The sequence below is a fragment of the Streptomyces sp. NPDC005393 genome (genome assembly GCF_040606675.1).
In the GTDB taxonomy this organism is placed as follows: domain Bacteria; phylum Actinomycetota; class Actinomycetes; order Streptomycetales; family Streptomycetaceae; genus Streptomyces.
Map to the genome: position 1 here is coordinate 100,001 of NZ_JBEXFG010000010.1, position 18,197 is coordinate 118,197.

Annotated in this window: 15 protein-coding genes and 4 pseudogenes; 8 read left to right on the plus strand and 11 right to left on the minus strand. The window is 70.4% G+C overall.

Annotation, left to right across the window (positions count from 1 at the left end):
* The first annotated feature begins 143 nt into the window (after positions 1–143).
* Positions 144–890, plus strand: a complete 747-nt coding sequence (locus ABZS71_RS12085) for a L,D-transpeptidase family protein (protein ID WP_355843808.1) — start codon at positions 144–146, stop codon at positions 888–890.
* Here the strand turns inward: ABZS71_RS12085 and ABZS71_RS12090 are convergent.
* The gene (locus ABZS71_RS12090) at positions 859–1,554 is read right to left on the minus strand and encodes a phosphoribosyltransferase (RefSeq protein WP_356209178.1); all 696 of its coding nucleotides are present in this window, start codon (positions 1,552–1,554) and stop codon (positions 859–861) included. The two genes, ABZS71_RS12085 and ABZS71_RS12090, sit on opposite strands and share 32 nt — an antisense overlap.
* 306 nt (positions 1,555–1,860) lie before the next feature.
* Between ABZS71_RS12090 and ABZS71_RS12095 the strand changes: the two are divergent.
* Together ABZS71_RS12095 and ABZS71_RS12100 are read left to right on the plus strand one after the other, a co-directional pair.
* Positions 1,861–2,073: pseudogene (locus ABZS71_RS12095) on the plus strand (C4-dicarboxylate transporter DctA); the annotation flags it as partial.
* A gap of 199 nt (positions 2,074–2,272) precedes the next feature.
* Entirely contained in the window at positions 2,273–3,670 is a 1,398-nt protein-coding gene (locus ABZS71_RS12100; protein WP_356209181.1) for an alpha-amylase family protein, read from the plus strand.
* A 30-nt stretch (positions 3,671–3,700) separates the two neighbouring features.
* Here ABZS71_RS12100 and ABZS71_RS12105 read toward each other — a convergent pair whose 3' ends face one another.
* On the minus strand, positions 3,701–4,141 hold the full coding sequence (locus ABZS71_RS12105; protein WP_355843799.1) for a MarR family transcriptional regulator: 441 nt from the start codon (positions 4,139–4,141) through the stop codon (positions 3,701–3,703).
* 127 nt (positions 4,142–4,268) lie between these two features.
* Between ABZS71_RS12105 and ABZS71_RS12110 the strand changes: the two genes are divergently transcribed.
* Positions 4,269–6,086: an ABC transporter ATP-binding protein gene (locus ABZS71_RS12110; RefSeq protein WP_356209183.1), complete on the plus strand. Its 1,818-nt coding sequence runs from the start codon at positions 4,269–4,271 to the stop codon at positions 6,084–6,086.
* Positions 6,087–6,108: 22 nt separating this feature from the next.
* Here ABZS71_RS12110 and ABZS71_RS12115 read toward each other — a convergent pair whose 3' ends face one another.
* From ABZS71_RS12115 to ABZS71_RS12155, 9 genes and pseudogenes are all read right to left on the minus strand, one after another.
* A complete protein-coding gene (locus tag ABZS71_RS12115; protein WP_356209185.1) occupies positions 6,109–7,248 on the minus strand; it encodes a CaiB/BaiF CoA-transferase family protein in 1,140 nt (379 codons plus the stop codon).
* Positions 7,249–7,323: 75 nt separating this feature from the next.
* Positions 7,324–8,292 carry an acetylxylan esterase gene (locus ABZS71_RS12120; protein ID WP_356209188.1) on the minus strand — a complete coding sequence of 323 codons (969 nt, stop codon included), beginning with the start codon at positions 8,290–8,292 and terminating at the stop codon, positions 7,324–7,326.
* A gap of 85 nt (positions 8,293–8,377) precedes the next feature.
* A pseudogene (locus tag ABZS71_RS12125) lies at positions 8,378–8,655 on the minus strand (LacI family DNA-binding transcriptional regulator); the annotation flags it as partial.
* Positions 8,656–9,282: 627 nt separating this feature from the next.
* Positions 9,283–10,110, minus strand: coding sequence for an amino acid ABC transporter ATP-binding protein (locus ABZS71_RS12130; RefSeq protein WP_356209190.1), 828 nt, complete (start codon positions 10,108–10,110; stop codon positions 9,283–9,285).
* A 5-nt stretch (positions 10,111–10,115) separates the two neighbouring features.
* Positions 10,116–10,901: an amino acid ABC transporter permease gene (locus ABZS71_RS12135; RefSeq protein ID WP_356209194.1), complete on the minus strand. Its 786-nt coding sequence runs from the start codon at positions 10,899–10,901 to the stop codon at positions 10,116–10,118.
* A gap of 59 nt (positions 10,902–10,960) precedes the next feature.
* A complete protein-coding gene (locus tag ABZS71_RS12140; protein ID WP_355843781.1) occupies positions 10,961–11,755 on the minus strand; it encodes an ABC transporter substrate-binding protein in 795 nt (264 codons plus the stop codon).
* Between the two features lie 137 nt (positions 11,756–11,892).
* Positions 11,893–12,129 carry a hypothetical protein gene (locus ABZS71_RS12145; RefSeq protein WP_355843778.1) on the minus strand — a complete coding sequence of 79 codons (237 nt, stop codon included), beginning with the start codon at positions 12,127–12,129 and terminating at the stop codon, positions 11,893–11,895.
* A gap of 105 nt (positions 12,130–12,234) precedes the next feature.
* On the minus strand, positions 12,235–14,256 hold the full coding sequence (locus tag ABZS71_RS12150) for a beta-L-arabinofuranosidase domain-containing protein (protein ID WP_356209196.1): 2,022 nt from the start codon (positions 14,254–14,256) through the stop codon (positions 12,235–12,237).
* Between the two features lie 185 nt (positions 14,257–14,441).
* Positions 14,442–15,526, minus strand: a pseudogene (locus ABZS71_RS12155) (MerR family transcriptional regulator).
* A 41-nt stretch (positions 15,527–15,567) separates the two neighbouring features.
* Between ABZS71_RS12155 and ABZS71_RS12160 the strand changes: the two are divergent.
* The 4 genes and pseudogenes from ABZS71_RS12160 to ABZS71_RS12175 all read left to right on the plus strand — a co-directional run.
* Positions 15,568–15,873, plus strand: a complete 306-nt coding sequence (locus tag ABZS71_RS12160) for a hypothetical protein (protein ID WP_356209199.1) — start codon at positions 15,568–15,570, stop codon at positions 15,871–15,873.
* 145 nt (positions 15,874–16,018) lie between these two features.
* Positions 16,019–16,165, plus strand: coding sequence for a LamG-like jellyroll fold domain-containing protein (locus ABZS71_RS12165; RefSeq protein WP_355843769.1), 147 nt, complete (start codon positions 16,019–16,021; stop codon positions 16,163–16,165).
* A gap of 230 nt (positions 16,166–16,395) precedes the next feature.
* Positions 16,396–17,409: an aldo/keto reductase gene (locus ABZS71_RS12170; RefSeq protein WP_356209202.1), complete on the plus strand. Its 1,014-nt coding sequence runs from the start codon at positions 16,396–16,398 to the stop codon at positions 17,407–17,409.
* Positions 17,410–17,592: 183 nt separating this feature from the next.
* Positions 17,593–18,190, plus strand: a pseudogene (locus ABZS71_RS12175) (AAA family ATPase); the annotation flags it as partial.
* Positions 18,191–18,197 lie beyond the last annotated feature (7 nt).

Sequence of the window (18,197 nt, forward strand, 5' to 3'; positions counted from 1 at the left end):
GCTCGGGCGGGTGGGAGAGAGAGGAGGGCTGGTCGGAGACGTGAAAGGTTGACGGCCGGTGGAGGCGGAATTCAACTGCTTTTTCCGGGAGCGGTACGGAACACGCCAATCCGGGTGCGCCGCCTCCACGCCGGGGTGGGACGATGGGGGACATGCGAATTTCCGTCACGACGCCGATCCGCGGGGCGGCCGCGGCCGCCGCTGTCCTCGCCCTTCTGACAGCCTGCGGCGGCGGAGGGGACAGCGGTGGCGACAAGGGCGGCGCCCAGGGCGGACAAGCGCTGCGCAGCAAGGCGCCGGTGTCGGACCCCACGCGCATTCCCGAGGTGGGAAACACCCTCCAGTCCAGGATCCCCGGAAATTCCCGCCAAGTCGTCGCGGTCTACGGCAAAGGAGTGAACTCCGCGGACGCGACGGTCGTGCTCTACACCAAGGACGGCAGGGACTGGAAGCGAACGCGCAGTTGGGCCGCGCACAACGGCAAGCGCGGCTGGACGACGAGCCATCACGAGGGCGACAAGCGCAGCCCGGTCGGCGTCTACACGCTCAGCGACGCGGGTGGTGTGCTGCCCGACCCCGGCGCCCGGCTGCCGTACACCAGGTCCGGCTCCTTCGCGGCGCCCCACTACTGGCCCCAATCGCACTGGACCGACTTCAACTACGTCATCGCCATCGACTACAACCGCGTCAAGGGCACCTCACCGCTCGATCAGACGCGTCCCGAGGGGCAGAGCAAGGGCGGCAGCATCTGGCTGCACATGGATCACGGCAGCGGTACCTCGGCGTGCGTCAGCCTGTCCAAGTCCGGTATGGAGTATCTGCTGAGGAACCTCGACCCCAAGCAGCACCCGGTCGTGGTCATGGGGGACAAGGCGCATCTGGCCGCCTGAGCCGCCTGAGCGGTTCATGGGACGGAGAGGCCCGCAGGGCGTCGATCACCTCTTCGTCCGCCGCTTGTTCGAAGTTCTCGTACCACAGCCCGACGGCCCCGAACGTGTCCGGCTGATGCAGACACACCAGGTCGTCCGCCTCCGGGCGTACCGCCGTGGCGGCCTCCCGGGAACAGACCGGCACCGCGAGGACGACACGGGCGGGCCCCCGGCGGCGTACGGTGCGCAGTGCGACGCGCGCCGTGACGCCGGTGGCCAGCCCGTCGTCCACCACGATCACCGTCCGGTTCCGGACATCCGAGGGGGGACGGCCGCAGCGGTAGAGCTGCTCGTGGCGGTGCAGTTCGGCGCGCTCCCGTTCGACGTGGGACGCGAGCTGGCCGGGCGTCAGACCGAGCACCTCCAGCGCCCGCTCGTCGTAGAGCGGAGGGTCTTCGCCGGCCAGCGCGCCGACGCCGAGCTCGGGATTGAACGGAGCGCCGATCTTCCGGGCGACCAGCACATCCAGGGGCGCGTGCAGCGCCTGGGCCACCTCGCCGGCCACCGGGGCGCCCCCGCGGGGGAGCGCCAGCACCACGGGATTCCTCAACCGCCCGTTGTGGGTCGGCTCGCACAGCCGCCGGGCCAGTCGTCGCCCGGCCTCTCTCCGGTCGTGAAAACGCATGATCCTGCCTCCTCGTATGGAGGGCTCTCTCCGTCTCGACCGTGAACAGGATGTCTCGGAGTGGGTGGTATCAGCGGTATGTCGCCTCCCAGTACCCCTCAGGCCGACGGGAAAACGCATCATGCGGTGTGCTGCGAGGCGCGGAGCTTCAGGATTTCCCTGGCTGTTACACGGACCTCATCGGCGGAGATGTGCGCTCCCCCATAGTGGCGTCGCGCGGAAAAAATTCTTCCGCATCCCAGAAGTTCCTGCTCGGAGGAGTGCCCGTGCCGCACTCCGCACCACCCTCGGTCGCCCGGTGCGCGCGTGGAGCGGATCATGGACTCGATGCGCGTGGCCACGAATCTGCTCGGCAACCGCGTCGCGGTCTTCGTCGTCTCGCGATGGGAAGGGGCGCTGGACCAGGAGAAGGCCCAGCGAGTCCTCGCCGGTGAAGAGGCGGCCGTCGAGGAAGACCCCGCCGTGCGGGTCGAGGTGGATCGGTCCGAACCCGCGGGCAGTCTGTCCCGGAGTCGCTGAACCTCCCCTGCCCGCAAGGTACTTCTGCAAGTGACTGGAATCCCTTACGGAATATCTTGACGCGTTCAGTAGCGGCCCGGCAGGCTGCCTCCCGGAACCGCCGCCACGTCAGGCGGCAGTTCCGCTTCCCCCCACGGGTGGCCGGGCGCGTGGCTGCCTTCGAGGGCACCACTGTGCCCGGACGCCGAAGGAGCCGTTCATGCAACACCGGTCCCGTCTGCTGGGCGGGGCGCTGGCCGGGCTGCTCACCGCAGCCGCCATCGCCACCGTCGCCCCCTGGTCGTCCCAGGCCACACCGCCGGGCGTCAAGACGGTCACGGCAACGCTGTTCGAATGGAAGTACGACGCGGTCGCCCAGGCGTGCAAGGAGTCGCTCGGGCCGGCGGGCTACGGCTATGTGGAGGTCTCGCCCGCCTCCGAGCACATCCAGGGCGATCAGTGGTGGACCTCGTACCAGCCGGTCGGCTACAAGATCGCGGGACGGCTCGGCGGCCGGGCCGCCTTCCAGGACATGGTGAGCGCATGCCACCAGGCGGGCGTCAAGGTCATCGCCGACGCGGTGATCAACCATATGGCGTCCGGATCGGGCACCGGTACCGGCGGCACGGCGTACACGAAGTACGACTACCCGGGCACCTATCAGAACCAGGACTTCCATGGCTGCCGTAAGGACATCGGCAACTACGGGGACAGGGGCGACGTCCAGAACTGCGAACTCGTCAGCCTCGCCGATCTCGACACCGGCAGCGACTACGTCCGCTCCACCATCGCCCGTTACCTCACGGACCTGCGCTCCCTCGGCGTCGACGGCTTCCGCATCGACGCCGCCAAGCACATGGCCGCGGACGACGTGGCCGCCATCAAGGCCAAGATGGCCGACCCCGGGATGTGGGTGTCGGAGGTCATCTACGGCGGGGGCGAGGCCGTGTCACCCGATGAGTACACGGGCATCGGCGACGTCGACGAGTTCCGCTACGGCGCCCACCTCAAGGGCGCCTTCCAGAGCGGGAACATCGCGCAGCTGAAGTCGGTGGCCGACGGCAAACTGGGCAGCGACAAGGCCCGTACCTTCGTCGACAACTGGGACACCGAGCGCAACGGCTCGACGATTACCTACAAGGACGGCGCATCCTACACCCTCGCCAACGTCTTCATGCTCGCCTCGGCCTATGGCTCGCCGAATGTGTACTCCGGCTATGAGTGGACCGACAAGGACGCGGGCCCGCCGAGCGGCGGCGCGGCCACCTGCGGCGCCGGGAGTGGCTGGACCTGCAACCACGCCAAGCCGGAGATCACCGGCATGGTCGGCTTCCGCAACCAGGTCGCGGGGACCGAGCAGACCGGTTGGTGGGACAACGGCGGCAGTGCCATTGCCTTCAGCCGTGGCGACAAGGGGTTCGTCGCCATCAACACCGGTGACGGTGAGCTGCGCGAGACCTTCACCACGTCGCTGCCCGCCGGCACCTACTGCAATGTCGCCAAGGCGTCCCCGGCCGCCTGCGACGGCAACACCGTGACGGTCGGCGACGAGGGACGGGTGCAGACCACCCTCCCGGCCAAGAGCGCGCTCGCGCTCCACACCGGCGCCAGGGGCTGAACCTCCCGCTTCCGGCCGCCGCCGCGCCCGTCAGCAGTGGTGGCCGGGAGCGCCGGAAAGGGTGTCCAGCAGCTCGCCGAGAACTTCGCGCTGCTGCTCGCTGAGCGGCGCGAGGATGTCCTCGGCGGCGGCCCGGCGCGCGTCGCGCAGCGCGCGCAGCGTCGCGCGCCCCGCGTCCGTGAGCTCGATCCGTACCACGCGGCGGTTCGTCGGGTCCGGTACGCGACGCACCGACCCATGCGCCTCCAGTGCGTCTACCAGCGTCGTCACGGCACGCGGGACCACCTCGAGCCGCTGCGCAAGATCCGCCATCCGCGGCGGCTGCTCGCCGTGCGCGACGGTGCGCAGCAGCCGGGACTGGGCGGGGGTGATGCCCAGCGGCTCCATATAGCGCTTCTGGGCACGGTGCAGTCTGCGGGTCAGGCGCAGCAGTTGCTCCGCGAGGAGGCCGGATGTCTCGGACGTGGGCATGATCGCAGTCTATCAGGACAGAGTTCACTGTGAGTATAGGTAACAATGAGCTATGCTCTGAAAGTCCTGCCGACTCGACCGCGCCGTCGCCCTCGGCAGCGGCGGCCCCTGCCATCAGAAGGAGCCCATGCACCACGACGCACGCTCATGGACCCCACCCGCCGCCGAACCGGAGCGGCCCGCCCAAGTGCGGCGCATCCTCCGGCTCTTCCGCCCCTACCGCGGCCGCCTCGCCATGGTCGGCCTGCTGGTCGCCGCCTCCGCGCTGGTCTCGGTCGCCTCCCCGTTCCTGCTCCGCGCGGTCCTCGACACCGCCATCCCCGAGCGCCGCACCGGACTGCTGACCCTGCTCGCCCTCGGCATGATCGCCGCGGCCCTCGTCAACAGCGTCTTCGGCGTTCTGCAGACCCTCATCTCCACGACCGTCGGCCAGCGCGTCATGCACGATCTGCGCACCGCCGTCTACGACCGGCTGCAGCGCATGCCGCTCGCCTTCTTCACCCGCACCCGCACCGGCGAGGTGCAGTCCCGGATCGCCAATGACATCGGCGGGATGCAGGCCACCGTCACCTCCACCGCGACCTCGCTGGTCTCCAACCTCACCAGCGTCGTCGCCACCGTCGTCGCGATGCTCGCCCTCGACTGGCGGCTGACCGTCGTCTCGCTGCTCCTGCTGCCGCTGTTCGTGTGGATCAGCCGGCGGGTGGGCGCCGAGCGCAAGAAGATCACCTCGCAGCGTCAGAAGCAGATGGCGGCCATGTCCGCGATGGTCACCGAGTCCCTGTCGGTGAGCGGAATCCTGCTGGGCCGCACCATGGGCCGGTCCGCGTCGCTCACCCAGGAGTTCGCCCGGGAGTCCGAGGGTCTCGTGGGCCTCGAGGTGCGCTCCAACATGGCCGGGCGCTGGCGGATGTCCACCATCGGCGTCGTCATGGCCGCCATGCCCGCAGTCATCTACTGGGCCGCCGGAGTCGCTCTCCAAGCCGGTGGTCCGACGGTCTCCATCGGCACGCTCGTCGCCTTCGTTTCGCTTCAGCAGGGCCTGTTCCGGCCCACGGTGAGCCTGCTGTCCACCGGTGTGCAGATGCAGACGTCCCTCGCCCTCTTCGCCCGCATCTTCGAGTATCTGGACCTGCCGATCGACATCACCGAGCCCGCCGAGCCGGTGCGGCTGGAGAAGGTGCGTGGCGAAGTCCGCTTCGACGGCGTCGACTTCGACTACGACCCCCAGGAAGCCGCCTCAGCCCAGGGGACCCTGCGCGGTATCGACCTGACGGTTCCGGCGGGCGGCAGTCTGGCCGTCGTCGGGCCGACCGGCTCCGGTAAGACCAGCCTCAGCTATCTGGTGCCGCGGCTCTATGATGTGACCGGCGGCCGGGTGCTGATCGACGGAGTCGACGTCAGGGACCTCGACTTCGACACCCTCGCCCGCGCGGTCGGCGTCGTCTCCCAGGAGACCTATCTCTTCCACGCCTCCGTCGCCGACAATCTGCGCTTCGCCAAGCCCGACGCGACCCATAAGGAGATCGTGGCCGCAGCGGAGGCCGCCCAGATCCACGACCACATCGCCTCCCTCCCGGACGGCTATGACACCCTCGTGGGCGAGCGGGGCTACCGCTTCTCCGGCGGTGAGAAGCAGCGGCTCGCCATAGCCCGCACGATTCTGCGCGACCCGCCCGTCCTCATCCTCGACGAGGCCACCAGCGCCCTCGACACCCGCACCGAACAGGCCGTACAGCAAGCCATCGACGCCCTCTCGGCCGGCCGCACCACCATCACCATCGCCCACCGGCTCTCCACCGTGCGCGACGCCGACCAGATCGCTGTCCTCGACGGCGGCAAGGTCGCCGAGCGGGGGACGCATGAGGAGCTGCTGGCGCAGGGCGGGCGCTACGCCGGGCTGGTGCGGCGCGACGCCCAGCTCTCGCCCGCCCCGGCCGTATGACACCCCCCAGCCGCGCGGCACATCAGGAGAACTCGGCGCGCACCGCCTCCGTGTGCTCGCCGAGTCCGGGCACCGGTCGCATCGGCGCCCGGCGCCCCGCCACCTCGACCGGCGGCAGCAGACCGCGCAGATGCCCCACGGGCGAATCGAACTCACCCCAGCGCCCCCGCGCCTCGAGCTGGGGATGGGCGGCGAACTCCGCGATATCGCGCAGCCGGGCGTTGGCGATACCGGCCCCGTCCAGCAGAGTGACCAGCCCCTCGGCGGTGTGCCCGGCGAAACACTGCTCCAGCTCGGCCGTCAGCTTCTCGTCATGGGCGCGGCGCAGCGGGTTGTCGGCGAAGCGCGGATCGCGGATCAGCTCGGGGCGGACCAGCACCCGTTCGCACAGGGCGACCCATTCGCGATCGCTCTGCACACTCAGAAAGACCTGCGCGCCGTCACCGCAGCGGTAGGCCCCGTACGGGGAGATGGACGGATGGCGGGCGCCGCTGCGCACAAGGGGAGACCCGCCGTACGCCTGGGCGAAGTAGGGGTGGCCCATCCACTCGCCCAGTGCGTCGAGCAGGGTGACGCTCAGATGCGTTCCCGCACCGGTGCGCTCCCGCTCGTACAGCGCGGTGAGAATGCCGGTGTAGGCGTACATCCCGCCCGCGATATCGGCGATCGAGATCCCGGGGCGGGCCGGGGCCTCGGGGCTGCCGGTGATCGACAGCAGCCCCGCCTCGCACTGGATGAGCAGGTCGTACGCCTTCTTGTCGCGGTACGGGCCGCTGTCGCCGTACCCGGAGATGGCGCAGGTGATCAGGCGCGGATGGCCGGCCCGCAGCGCCCGCGCCCCGAGGCCGAGCCGGTCCACGGCCCCGGGCGCGAAATTGTGCACAAAGACATCGGCACGGGCGAGCAGCTTGTCGAGCAGGGCCCGGTCGGCGCCGTCCTTGAGGTCGAGGACGACGCTCTCCTTCCCCCGGTTGACCCAGACGAAGTACGCCGACGCCCCCTTCACCTGGCGGTCGTAGTCGCGGGCGAAGTCGCCGCGCCCCGGCCGCTCCACCTTGATGACACGGGCTCCGAGATCGGCGAGCTGGCGAGTGGCGTACGGGGCGGCGACGGCCTGCTCGAGGGCGACGACGGTGATGCCGTCCAGGGGTTGTGCGGGCACGGGGACTCCTTCGGTACGGGTAGCCCCTGTCTTCCCCACGGCGCCCGGCCGCCGAACGCCCTCACCTCGCCGGGCTCAGCCGAGAAGCTTCCGCAGGAAGACGATCTGCTCGGCCTGCTGATGTGTGCCCCCGCCCTCATGGCCGTTGAAGGACCACACCCTGATGTCCTTCTCGCCCGCGTAGTGGTGGTAGGCGGCGAAGCCGCAGGAGGTCGGGGTGATCTCGTCGCGCAGAGCCGTCGAGAAGAGCGCGGGTGCGTTCGCCCGGACCGCGAAGTTCAGGCCGTCGAAGTGGTCGAGGGTGGTGAAGACCCGCTCGGTCAGATGGCGCTGACCGGAACAGAACCGGGCCAGTTCACCGTAGGGCTCCGCGTCGGTGATCTCGACCGCGCGCCGGATGTGGGTCATGAACGGCACATCCACCAGCGCCGCCGTCAGATCCGGCACCAGTCCGGCCGCCGCCAGCGCCATCCCGCCGCCCTGGCTGCCCCCGCTGACCACGATCCGCGCGGGGTCGACCAGCGGATGCTCACGGGCGGCCTCGACCGCGCGCACCGCGTCGGTGTAGAGCCGGCGGTAGTAGTAGTCGGCCGGGGAGAGGATCCCCTTGGTCATCATGCCTGGTGCCTCGGGCCCGGTACCGCCCGCCGGATCGGGGGTGGCGCCGGGGGTGTGCTCCGCCCAGCCCTGGCCACGGGTGTCCATGACGAATACCGCATAGCCGACCGACGGCCACAGCAGCCAGTTGTGCGGCAGCCCCCGTCCGCCGTTGTAGCCGATGTACTGCACCACACACGGCAGCGGTCCCGCCGCGTCGCGCGGGGCCAGCAGCCAGCCGCGTATCCGGTGCCCGCCGAAGCCGGAGAACTCCACGTCATAGGTGTGCAGACGGGTCAGACCCGCATCGGTCTCGGTGAACACCGCGTCCAGAGCCGGCGTGCGGGCCTCGGTGAGGGTCCGCTTCCAGAAGGCGTCAAAGCCGTCGGGCTCGGGCAGCGGCGGCTGATACGCACGCAGCTGGTCCAGGGGCAGGTCGATAAACACGGCGGGAGAACCTCCGTAGCGATCGATGCGTGATGCGGCTCGTTCGGATATCCGAGCGGTGTTCGACTTCTCGGTCAAGACGCGGTGCGGCCTCCTCCACACCGTGCAGCACCGCCCCCGACCAGGCCCCATCGAGTGCGTGCACCACAAGATCGACCAGGGCGGGTTGTTTGAACGCCTCCGCAGCGCGGCTTGCGGACGGACGTACCCCAGGCGGTCCAGGACCTCGGTGACACGGCGGCGGATATCGGCGGCCGCGTCCTCCCGGCCGTTGACCACCTTCGAAGCGGTCGGCACCGACACACCCGCCTCACGGGCGACGACCGCCGGCGTGGGCCCCGTCGATCCCGAGGAACGAGCCATCGAGACTCCCCTTCCGTACCCACCCACGCCGAACGCCGGCCGGTCGGCAACCGGTTTTTACCGTAAGGCCGCCTCAAATCCGCGGGAAGGCCCGGGGGGCTTGAGGCGGACGGAGGTCCTGCAGGCCGTGCGGAGCCGGCCATGGGCTCGGCCGTCGTCGTACCTCTGGCGCCCAGTCCGGATCGCCGGGGCACGTGCCGTCCTGCTCGCGGTGGTGCCGGGGTCGGCGGGGGCTTGCCGGCCGGCCCCGGTCATCCGTCGCATTGCCGTGCCAGACGAGATTGACCAGGGTGCCGGTCCTGTAAGCCCCTTGCCAGTTGCCGGCGCTCTTGACCGCGACAGGGCCGTCGGTCCGGTCGCCGCTGGAGAACCCGCGGACGTTCCCCCTCGGGCAGTGGGGCGGGTCGGGCTCGGCAGACGCGGCAGGCGCACCGACGAGTACCCCCACGAGGGCGGCGGAGGCGGCGACCGCTCCGGTGATCCGTGTGTCCATGGCGTTCTCCCCGGGTTGGCGTTCCGGGTGCCCGCTCGCTGCGGGCACCCGACTCGCCGACAGGCCACCACGGCCCGGCCGGGAGGGGGCCCCGACCCGGCGGTGAGGGGGAGGGGGCTCAGGGCCCCCGGGCCTCACCGGTCGATACGGGCGTCGTGCGGGCCGGCGTCCGGTACCTCGCCGACCCGAGCCGCGGCCGGATCGAGGACCCGGGTGAGGAACGCGCGGGTGCGCGGATGGCGCGGGTCGGCGACGACCTGCTCCGGGCCGCCCTCCTCCACGATCACCCCGTCGTCCATGAAGACGACCCGGTCGGCGACCTCCCGGGCGAAGCTCATCTCATGCGTGACGACGAGCATGGTCATGCCCTCGTCGGCCAGCGCGCGCATGACGGCGAGCACATCCCCGACCAGCTCCGGATCGAGGGCCGAGGTCGGTTCGTCGAAGAGCATCAGTTCCGGATCCATCGACAGCGCCCGTGCGATGGCCACCCGCTGCTGCTGGCCGCCCGACAGCCGCGCCGGATAGGCGGACTCCTTGTCGCTCAGGCCGACGCGCCGCAGATTGTCCCGGGCGATCCGTATCGCCTCGGCCTTGTCGCGGCGCAGCACCCGTCGCTGAGCGATCGTCAGGTTGTCCAGCGCGGTCAGGTGCGGAAAGAGGTTGAACGCCTGGAACACCATGCCGATCCGCCGCCGCACCCGGTCGATGTCCACGTCCGGGTCGGTGACCTCGGCCCCGGCCACGGCGACCGACCCCGATGTCGGTTCCTCCAGGAGGTTCACACAGCGCAGCAGCGTCGACTTGCCGGATCCCGACGGCCCGATGACACAGACCACCTCGCCCCGCCGGACCGTCAGATCTATGCCCTTGAGCACCTCGAGTTCGCCGAAGGACTTGCGCAGCCCCTCGACCCGGATGGCGATGGCATCGGGGGCGCCCGCCTCTGCCGTCTTCCGCACGCTGCTCACCTCGCTTTCGCCGTACGGGCCTCGAGCCGTCGGACCACTTGGCCGAGCGGAACGGTGATGACCAGGTAGCACGCCCCGGCGACCAGGATCGGGGTGAGGCTGCGGTGCTGATTGAGTGCGTCCCGGCCGAACTTGGACAGTTCGTACTGGTCCAGGGAGAGCCCGAGCAGATAGACCAGGGACGAGTCCTTGGTGAGCAGGATCAGCTCATTGGTGAGCGGCGGCAGTACGACCCGGAACGCCTGGGGGATGATGATCGAGACCATCGCCCGGCTGTGGGACATGCCCAGCGAACGCGCCGCCTCCATCTGACCCTTGGGCACCGCCTGGATGCCCGCGCGCATCGTCTCCGCTATATAGGCGGCGCCGACCAGCCCGAGCGCCAGCATGACCGTGACATACCGGTCCAGCGCCACCTGGAAGGCGAGCGGTACCCCGAAGCCCAGCGCGATGAAGACCAGGAGCGCGGGAACCCCGCGGAAGAACTCGATATAGGCGACCGACAGCCAGCGGTACGGCGGCACCTGCGAGAGCCGCATCAAGGCCAGCACAAGCCCGAGGACGAGTCCGAACCCGAAGCCGAGCAGGGTGTAGACGACGGTGTTGACCAGAGCGGTGGTGATGATGTCGGGAAACAGGGACCGGGCGACCTCGACGTCGAAGAACGCGCGCCGCAGCTCACCCCAGTCCGCGGCCAGGACGAAGACGAGCAGCACGGCGACGAGCAGGGCGTACTGCGCTGCCCGTACTGCCCGCGCCCGCTGCCGACGGGTCATTGCCATAACTGTGCCGACTCCTCAACTCCGATGGCGGTCTGCAGCTCCGATGGCGTCTGCGGGTGTCACTTCTTGGGAGCGGTGCCGAACCACTTCTTGTAGATCCGGTCGTAGCGGCCGTCCGCCTTGGCGTCCTTCAGCACCTTGTTGACCTTCTTGCGCAGGGCGTCATTGCCGGTCCTTACGGCGATGCCGTACCGCTCACCGGTGTTGAACTCGGCCGTCACCTCGGTGTCGGGGTTGTCCTTGACATAGTCGTAGAGCACGCCGTTGTCGTCGATGCCCGCGTCGACAATTCCGGTCTTGACGGCGGTCAGCAGCAGCGCCAGATCCTCGAACTGGACCAGCTTGGCGCCCTTGGCCCGCTTCTGGGCGTACTGCTCACCGGTGGTCCCCTGCTGGACCGCCAGCCTCTTGCCCTTGAGATCGCCGAGGGCCTTGTAGGGTTTGCCCTTCTTGGTGAGCAGCGCCTGGGTGGCCTCGAAATAGGGGTCGGAGAAGTCGAGGTTCTTCTCGCGCACGTCGTTGATGGTCATTCCGGCGGCGGCCAGATCGCACTGGTTGGTGTTGAGGTCCTCACCGGACTGGATGCCTTCGAAGGGCGTGTCGACGATCTCCTGCTTCACCTTGAGCGCCGAGGCGACGAGATCGACCAGATCCACATCGAAGCCGACGATCTTCTTGCCCGCCCTGAACTGGAAGGGCGGATAGGGCAGATGGGTGCAGGTCGTCAGCTTCCCGGAATTCACCAGACTGATGTCCGAGCCGCCGGAGCCCGACGACTTGGTACTGGTACAACCGGCCAGCAGGGCTGCGGTGGCGGCAACGGCTATGACGGGCAACGCGGAGCGAGCGAACACGGCACCTCCGGGACAGGGTCGGCGGGCGGCCTCACGGATCACATGATCAGTGAGCCGGGCCGCATCCTGCCATCCACGGTGCCGGGCCGACCCCGCCGTGTGCGTTGCGAGCGCATAACGTCAACGCCGTAAGACCCCTAACGCCGCCGTCGCCACCTGCGGCGCTTGCTCCAGAACCAGCCGGCCGGCGGTTCGTCCGCCCGCCAGGGCTGCGGCTCGGGCGCGCCGCGTCGCCAGCGCGCACTCAGCATCCGGGTGCGCGCGGCGGGCTCGGTGGCCTCGGCGCCGCGTATGAAGTCCTCGTCGAGGACGACGTCGTCCCAGCCGTCCGCGTCGTCACCTCGGTCGGTGGCATCGGTGGCATCGGTGCTCAAGAGGCACCTCCCGTTCGCCGGTGCCGCTCGGGCACAAGAGTGTGTTCCTCGAGCGGAGAACGTGCGGGGCGTCCGCCGAGTTCCGGCCGCATGGCGCGACGGGCGCTACACCGGGATCCAGACACGCATCGCGCCGTCCTCGCGGTTCGCCCACGCGTAGTACGGGATCGCGGTCACCGGAGCCGGCTCGGGGGCCTCGGCCCGGCGCGCGGCCGTACTGGTGCTGTCCGTTCCGGCGGTGCCCTCTCCCGGGTCGGTGCGGGGCTCGCCCGAGCCGCCGTCCCGGTACGGCCACCAGCCGTCGCGCGAGCCCGTACGGCGCAGAGCCCGGGCGGTGATCACGGTCACTCCGCCGAGCAGCTCCGGCCGGTGCTCGGGGCTCGGCGCGGTGCCCGGGGCGAGCGCGATGTCGTCCAGCCGCAGTCCGGCCGGCTGGTCCTGCTGCTCCAGGCAGTACACCAGCGGGCCACGCTCGATCGCCACGCAGCCGCGCACCGCGTCCACCCGCGGATCGGGCCGGGTGAGCCGGGGGCACAGCGGCAGGCTCAGCACGACCGTCTCACCGGGCCGCCAGCGCCGGCGCAGCCGCAGCCAGCCGGCCTGGGCCCGCTCGGCCACCGGCTCGCCACCGACCGTCGCCTCGTACCGCTCCGCCCAGTGCGGGATGCGCAGCGACAGCGTCCAGTCCGCCTCCTTCGGGGCCTCGTCGACGACGACCGCGATCCGCCCTTCCCAGGGATAGCCGGTCCCCACGCGCACCGCCCCGCCGCCCGCCGCGTACGAGCCGGACGCGTACTGGTGCAACTGCAGTCCTTCGGCGTCGCCGCTCGCCATATAGTGCGGCAGCGAGGCCAGCAGCCGCATCACATTCGGCGGGCAGCACGCACAGCGGAACCACGGCGTCCGGCGGGCCGCCCGGTCGTTGCCGGTGTCCTTGGGATCGTCATGGTCGTCATGGTCGTCGTGGCGCTCACGGACCTGGAGCGGATTCACAGAGAGCCAGCGCTCGCCGTCCAGCGCGACACCCGACGCGAAGCCGTTGAACAAGGTCCGCTCGACAAGATCGCTGTAGCGGGCGTCCCCCGTCAGCAGCGCCATCCGCCAGCCGAACTGGATCGAGGCGATGGCCGCGCAGGTCTCCGCGTACGCCTGGTCCGGCGGCAACTCGTACGCGTCGCCGAAGGACTCCAGATGGTGCCGGGCCCCCACCCCGCCCGTCAGATAGGTCTTCGTCGCGGCCATGTCCTCCCACAGCCGCACCAGCGCTTCCCGCAGCCCCGTATCGCCCGTCTCGGCCGCCAGGTCGGCGGCCCCGGCCAGGAGGTACAGCTGGCGCACCGCGTGCCCGGCGACCGCCGTCGCGTCCCGCACCCGGACATGGTCCTGCCAGTAGGGCGCCCCGGGGCGGGGGTCGGCCGTGCCGTCCGCCGCGCCGTCGCCAAGGCTGCCCTGTCCACGCCGGTCCACGAAATACCCGGCCAGATCGAGATAGCGCCGCTCGCCGGTCTCCCGGTACAGCTCGACCAGCGCCGTCTCGATCCCCGGATGCCCGCACACCGCGTCCACGTCCTTGCCGGGCCCGAAGACGGCGTCGATGAGGTCGGCGAACCGCGCCGCCACATCGAGCAGTCCCCTCTCACCGGTGGCCCGGCGGTGCGCGACCGCGGCCTGGAGGAGATGGCCCGCGCAGTACAGCTCATGTCCCCAGCGCAGCTCCGTCCACCGCTGGGCGTCCGGCCTGAGCTGGTGGTACGTCTGCAGGTAGCCGTCCTTGGCCTGCGCGGCCGAGACCAGCGCGGCCAGCCGCTCGACCTGCCGGGCCAACGTGTCGTGGCCGGGACCCTCTCCACCGTCGGCGAGCTGCCAGGACGCCGCCTCCAGCCACTTGTGCACATCGGAGTCCTGAAACGGGAAGTCGCCTGTGGAACCGGCCTCCGGCGCTCCCGCGGCGGCCCGCAGATTGGCGAGATTGCCCGCCTCCTCCAGCCGGTTCGGCCCCTGGACCACGCTGACCTCGGCGTTGACACGGCGTCTGGCGGCCCAGAAACCGCCGGTGATACGAGCCGTGGTGGCCGGGCGCAATGCGGTGTGCGCCCCCTGCGAGAGCCGGATCGGTCCTGCGGACATACGCCTTCCCCTTACGCCGCGCCGCCGGGCATGCCTTTCTGCCGGTCAGAGGTGGGGAAACCGGTTCTCGCGGCGAGCATAGGGAGGCCTCTTTCCGCTCGACAAGAGTTTGCACGCACCATTCATCAACGTTCAACAACCCATGGTGGCACGAGGGTTGGCGGGGCGGCCGCGGAAAGGGGGGCTCAGGCCGACACCAGCGCGCGCCGCTCCTCCACATGGGCCACCACGCAGGTGACGTTGTCGGGCCCGCCGGCGCGAATAGCGAGGGCGACCAGCTCAGCCACCGCCCGCCCGGGGTCGGTTTCCGAGGCCAGTACACGCTGGATCTCCTCGTTGGCCACGACCCCGGTCAACCCGTCCGAGCACAGCAGATAGCGGTCCTCGGCGCGGGCTTCCCGCAGACCCAGCTCGGGTTCGAACGCCGACCCGCGCCCACGGCGCGCAGCAACAGCGCCCGCTGGGGATGCGACGCCGCCTCCTCCATCGTGATGCGCCCCTCGTCGACCAGGGACTGGACGACGGTGTGGTCGTGGGTGATCTGGAACAGCTCGCCGTCACGCAGCAGATAGGCCCGTGAGTCGCCGATATGGACGAGCCCCAGCTGGGAGCCCGACCACACCATCGCCGTGAGCGTCGTCCCGACGTCCCGCAGCGCCGGGTCGGACGCGGCGAGTTCGTCCACGGACGCGTGGATCCGCCGCGCCGCCTCCTCCAGTGCGCTCAGCAGCGCGCCGCCCGGGATCTCGGCGTCCAGAGGCTTGAGCGCCTCGATGGCAGCCTCGCTCGCGTGCCGTCCGCCCCCGAAGCCGTCGGCCACGGCCAGCAGTCGCGGACCCGCGTACCCGGTGTCCTCGTTGCTCTCCCGGACGGAGCCCGTGTCGGAGAGCACGGCGTAGCGGATTCCCAGTGTGCTGTGGTCAGCAGACATCATGGTGTCCTTCCCGGACAGATGGTCGACGAGGAAGGCGGCCAGGTCCCGCCTGGCCGCGGTGGCGGCCTCGACCCGCGCCCAGTACGCCCGCACCTCCCGCGCCGCGGCATCCGGCTCCAGCTCGCACACCGTCCGGATATCGGCCAGCGGCATGCCCAGCTGCCTGAGCCAGGCCACCAGACGGGCCTGCTCCAGCTGCGCCGGATCGTAGAAGCGGTAGCCGGAGTACGGATCGACGCGGGCGGGCGGCAGCAGTCCGAGCTCGTCGTAGAGCCGGAGCGCCTTGGGGGACAGCCGCGATGCCCTCGCGAACGCCCCGATCGTCAGCAACCCCATGCTCACCCTCCTCGTACCGGGCACCTCGCCCGGCCACCACGATGCTGAAGCTTCCCCTTTGGAGAAGGTCAACGGCGGCATGCCGTTCCCTGGCACGGCCCACCTGCGGCCTGGCCCAGGACGGCCGGATCAACGTCTTCATCAAGGCCACCGACAACGCCCTGTGGGTCGCGGTCCAGGCCACGCAGAACAGCGGCCTGTACAACGGCTTCCAGTCCCTCGGCGGCGTCATCGGCTCGGCCGGTGTCGGCGTCCCCATCACCAATGAGGAGAATCTGCTCTACGTCTTCATCCAGGGCAGCGGCACGGCCAGGGACCTCTGGCTGCAGCGCCAGACCTTCGTCTGAGCGGGCCCGGCACCGCACCGCCGACCCGCGCATCCTGCCACCAGATCCTGGAGAGCGCCGGCAGTGCTGCTCGCACTGCCGGCCGCCCTCGTCCTCGCGGTTCCCCTCGCCGCGGGCCGTGTGCACGCCGCGGAGCCCGACCGGAGTGGCTGCGCTTCCCATCACCGCGGGCGGCGCCGGAGCCGAACAGCGCATCGAGGCCGCCCCGCTGCCTACCGGCCAGTGGACCCATGTCGCCGTCGCCTACGGCAGCGGCACCGCGGTGCTCTATGCGGAAGGAGGGCTGTCATAGGGGCGTCACCGTGGAGCCGGTCCACTTCGGCAACCACATCCGCGCCGCCCATCTCGGCACGTCGCAGTAGCCCGACGCGTATCCGAAGGCCGCGTTCGACGACTTCCACGCCTACGGGAAGACACTCACCGCCAACGAGGTCGCGGCCCTGGCGCAAAACTGACAAGCTCAGGCGGGCGGGCCACGGTCCGCCCGCCTCGAACCACTCAGTACGGACAAGGAAAGAGCGCATGGTCTATCGCGCCGCGGAGAACCGCTACGACTTCATGCAGTACCAGCGCTGCGGGCGCAGCGGTGTGCTGCTGCCGAAGGTCTCGCTCGGCCTGTGGCACAACTTCGGCGACACCCACCCGCTCGAAACCCAGCGCGCTGTGCTGCGCCGCGCCTTCGACCTCGGCGTCACCCATATCGACCTGGCCAACAACTACGGCCCGCCGCCCGGCAGCGCCGAGGCCAACTTCGGTTCGATCTTCGCCCAGGACTTCCGCCCCTACCGCGACGAGCTCTTCATCGCGAGCAAGGCCGGATACCTGATGTGGCCGGGCCCGTACGGTGAGTGGGGTTCGCGCAAGTACGTCCTGACCAGCCTCGACCAGTCGCTGTCGCGGATGGGCCTGGACTACGTCGATGTCTTCTACTCCCATCGCTTCGACCCGGACACCCCGCTGGAAGAGACGATGGGCGCGCTCGACAGCGCGGTGCGGCAGGGCAAGGCGCTCTACGCGGGTCTGTCCAACTACCCGCCGGAGGCGATCGCCGAGGCGGCCGCGATCCTGAAGGAGCTGCGCACCCCGTATCTGATCAACCAGCATCCGTATTCGATGCTGCAGCGCGATGTCGAGGGCGGCGTGCTGGAGTCCTCGGCCGAGGCGGGCGTCGGGGTCATCGCCTACTCGCCGCTCGCGCAGGGCCAGCTCACCGACCGCTACCTCAGCGGGGTGCCCGCCGACTCGCGCATGGCGCTCGGCCATTTCCTCAAGCGCGACACGCTCACCGACGAGCGGCTCACCCTGCTGCACGCCCTCAACAAGCTGGCGGAAGGGCGCGGCCAGACCCTCGCCCAGCTGGCGCTGGGGTGGGTGCTGCGGGATCCGCGTGTGGTCTCCGTGCTGATCGGCGCGAGCAGCGTGGCCCAGCTGGAGCAGAACGTCGCGGTGCTGGACTCGCCCGGCTTCAGCGACGCCGAACTGGCCGAGATCGACCGGCTCTCCGCCGAGGCGGGCGTCGAAATCCCCGGACGGTGAACCGAACCGGTGCGCTGCCGTATGCCCGCGGACGGCGGCGCACCGGTCGTCTTCCTCGCACCTGCCCTGGTCAGCGGCACGAGGGGCGGCACATCCATGACGGCAACCGATCACGACACGCACTCACCGGGGCACTCGCCGAGGAGCGGGCTTACCACGACGCCTGCCGCGCGGCGATGGCCCCGCGCCGGCTTCGGCTCGCTCACCGTCCTCGGTGACCTCGCCCAGGGGACGACCCCCTGGGCCGCCCGCAGCCGGCCGGAGCACCTGGGCCACCTGGGCAAACCACAGGCCGCCGTCGTTCCCCTCACCACAGGGTTCCGGGTGCCGGCCACCATCGTCGCGCTGGCAACCGGCTGCTGGGCGCACTGCGGGTCGAGGTGCCCCCGGCGCGCTCACTGCGCCGCGACGGGAGCTTGCGGATCCGCCAGGTGGCCCGGCTCACCGACGCGGCGATCGAGGTGGTGCGCGATGCCCTCGGACAAGAGGGCTCGATCGCCGTCATCGCCGCGGAACCGGACGCGGCGCGGGTGAGCCGCGAGCTGGAGACGGTACGGACGCGACCGCCACCCCGGACGGGCCCGACGCCGCCGCACGCGTCACCGTGCTGCCCGCGACACTCGCCAAGGGGCTCGAATACGACCCTGTCATCGTGGTCGAGCCCGCGGCCATCGTGGCGGCCGAGCCGCGTGGACTCCACCGGCTCTATGCCGTCCTCACCCGGGCCGTCTCCCGGCTCGATGTGCTCCACCACCGCCCCCTGCCGGACGCCCTCGGGTGACCCGGCA

Excerpts from the sequence above, each read along its gene's own strand:
- ABZS71_RS12085 (WP_355843808.1), top strand. The coding sequence starts at position 144 with ATGGGGGACATGCGAATTTCCGTCACGACGCCGATCCGCGGGGCGGCC.
- ABZS71_RS12090 (WP_356209178.1), bottom strand. The coding sequence starts at position 1,554 with ATGCGTTTTCACGACCGGAGAGAGGCCGGGCGACGACTGGCCCGGCGG.
- ABZS71_RS12100 (WP_356209181.1), top strand. The coding sequence starts at position 2,273 with ATGCAACACCGGTCCCGTCTGCTGGGCGGGGCGCTGGCCGGGCTGCTC.
- ABZS71_RS12105 (WP_355843799.1), bottom strand. The coding sequence starts at position 4,141 with ATGCCCACGTCCGAGACATCCGGCCTCCTCGCGGAGCAACTGCTGCGC.
- ABZS71_RS12110 (WP_356209183.1), top strand. The coding sequence starts at position 4,269 with ATGCACCACGACGCACGCTCATGGACCCCACCCGCCGCCGAACCGGAG.
- ABZS71_RS12135 (WP_356209194.1), bottom strand. The coding sequence starts at position 10,901 with ATGGCAATGACCCGTCGGCAGCGGGCGCGGGCAGTACGGGCAGCGCAG.
- ABZS71_RS12150 (WP_356209196.1), bottom strand. The coding sequence starts at position 14,256 with ATGTCCGCAGGACCGATCCGGCTCTCGCAGGGGGCGCACACCGCATTG.
- ABZS71_RS12160 (WP_356209199.1), top strand. The coding sequence starts at position 15,568 with ATGCTGAAGCTTCCCCTTTGGAGAAGGTCAACGGCGGCATGCCGTTCC.
- ABZS71_RS12170 (WP_356209202.1), top strand. The coding sequence starts at position 16,396 with ATGGTCTATCGCGCCGCGGAGAACCGCTACGACTTCATGCAGTACCAG.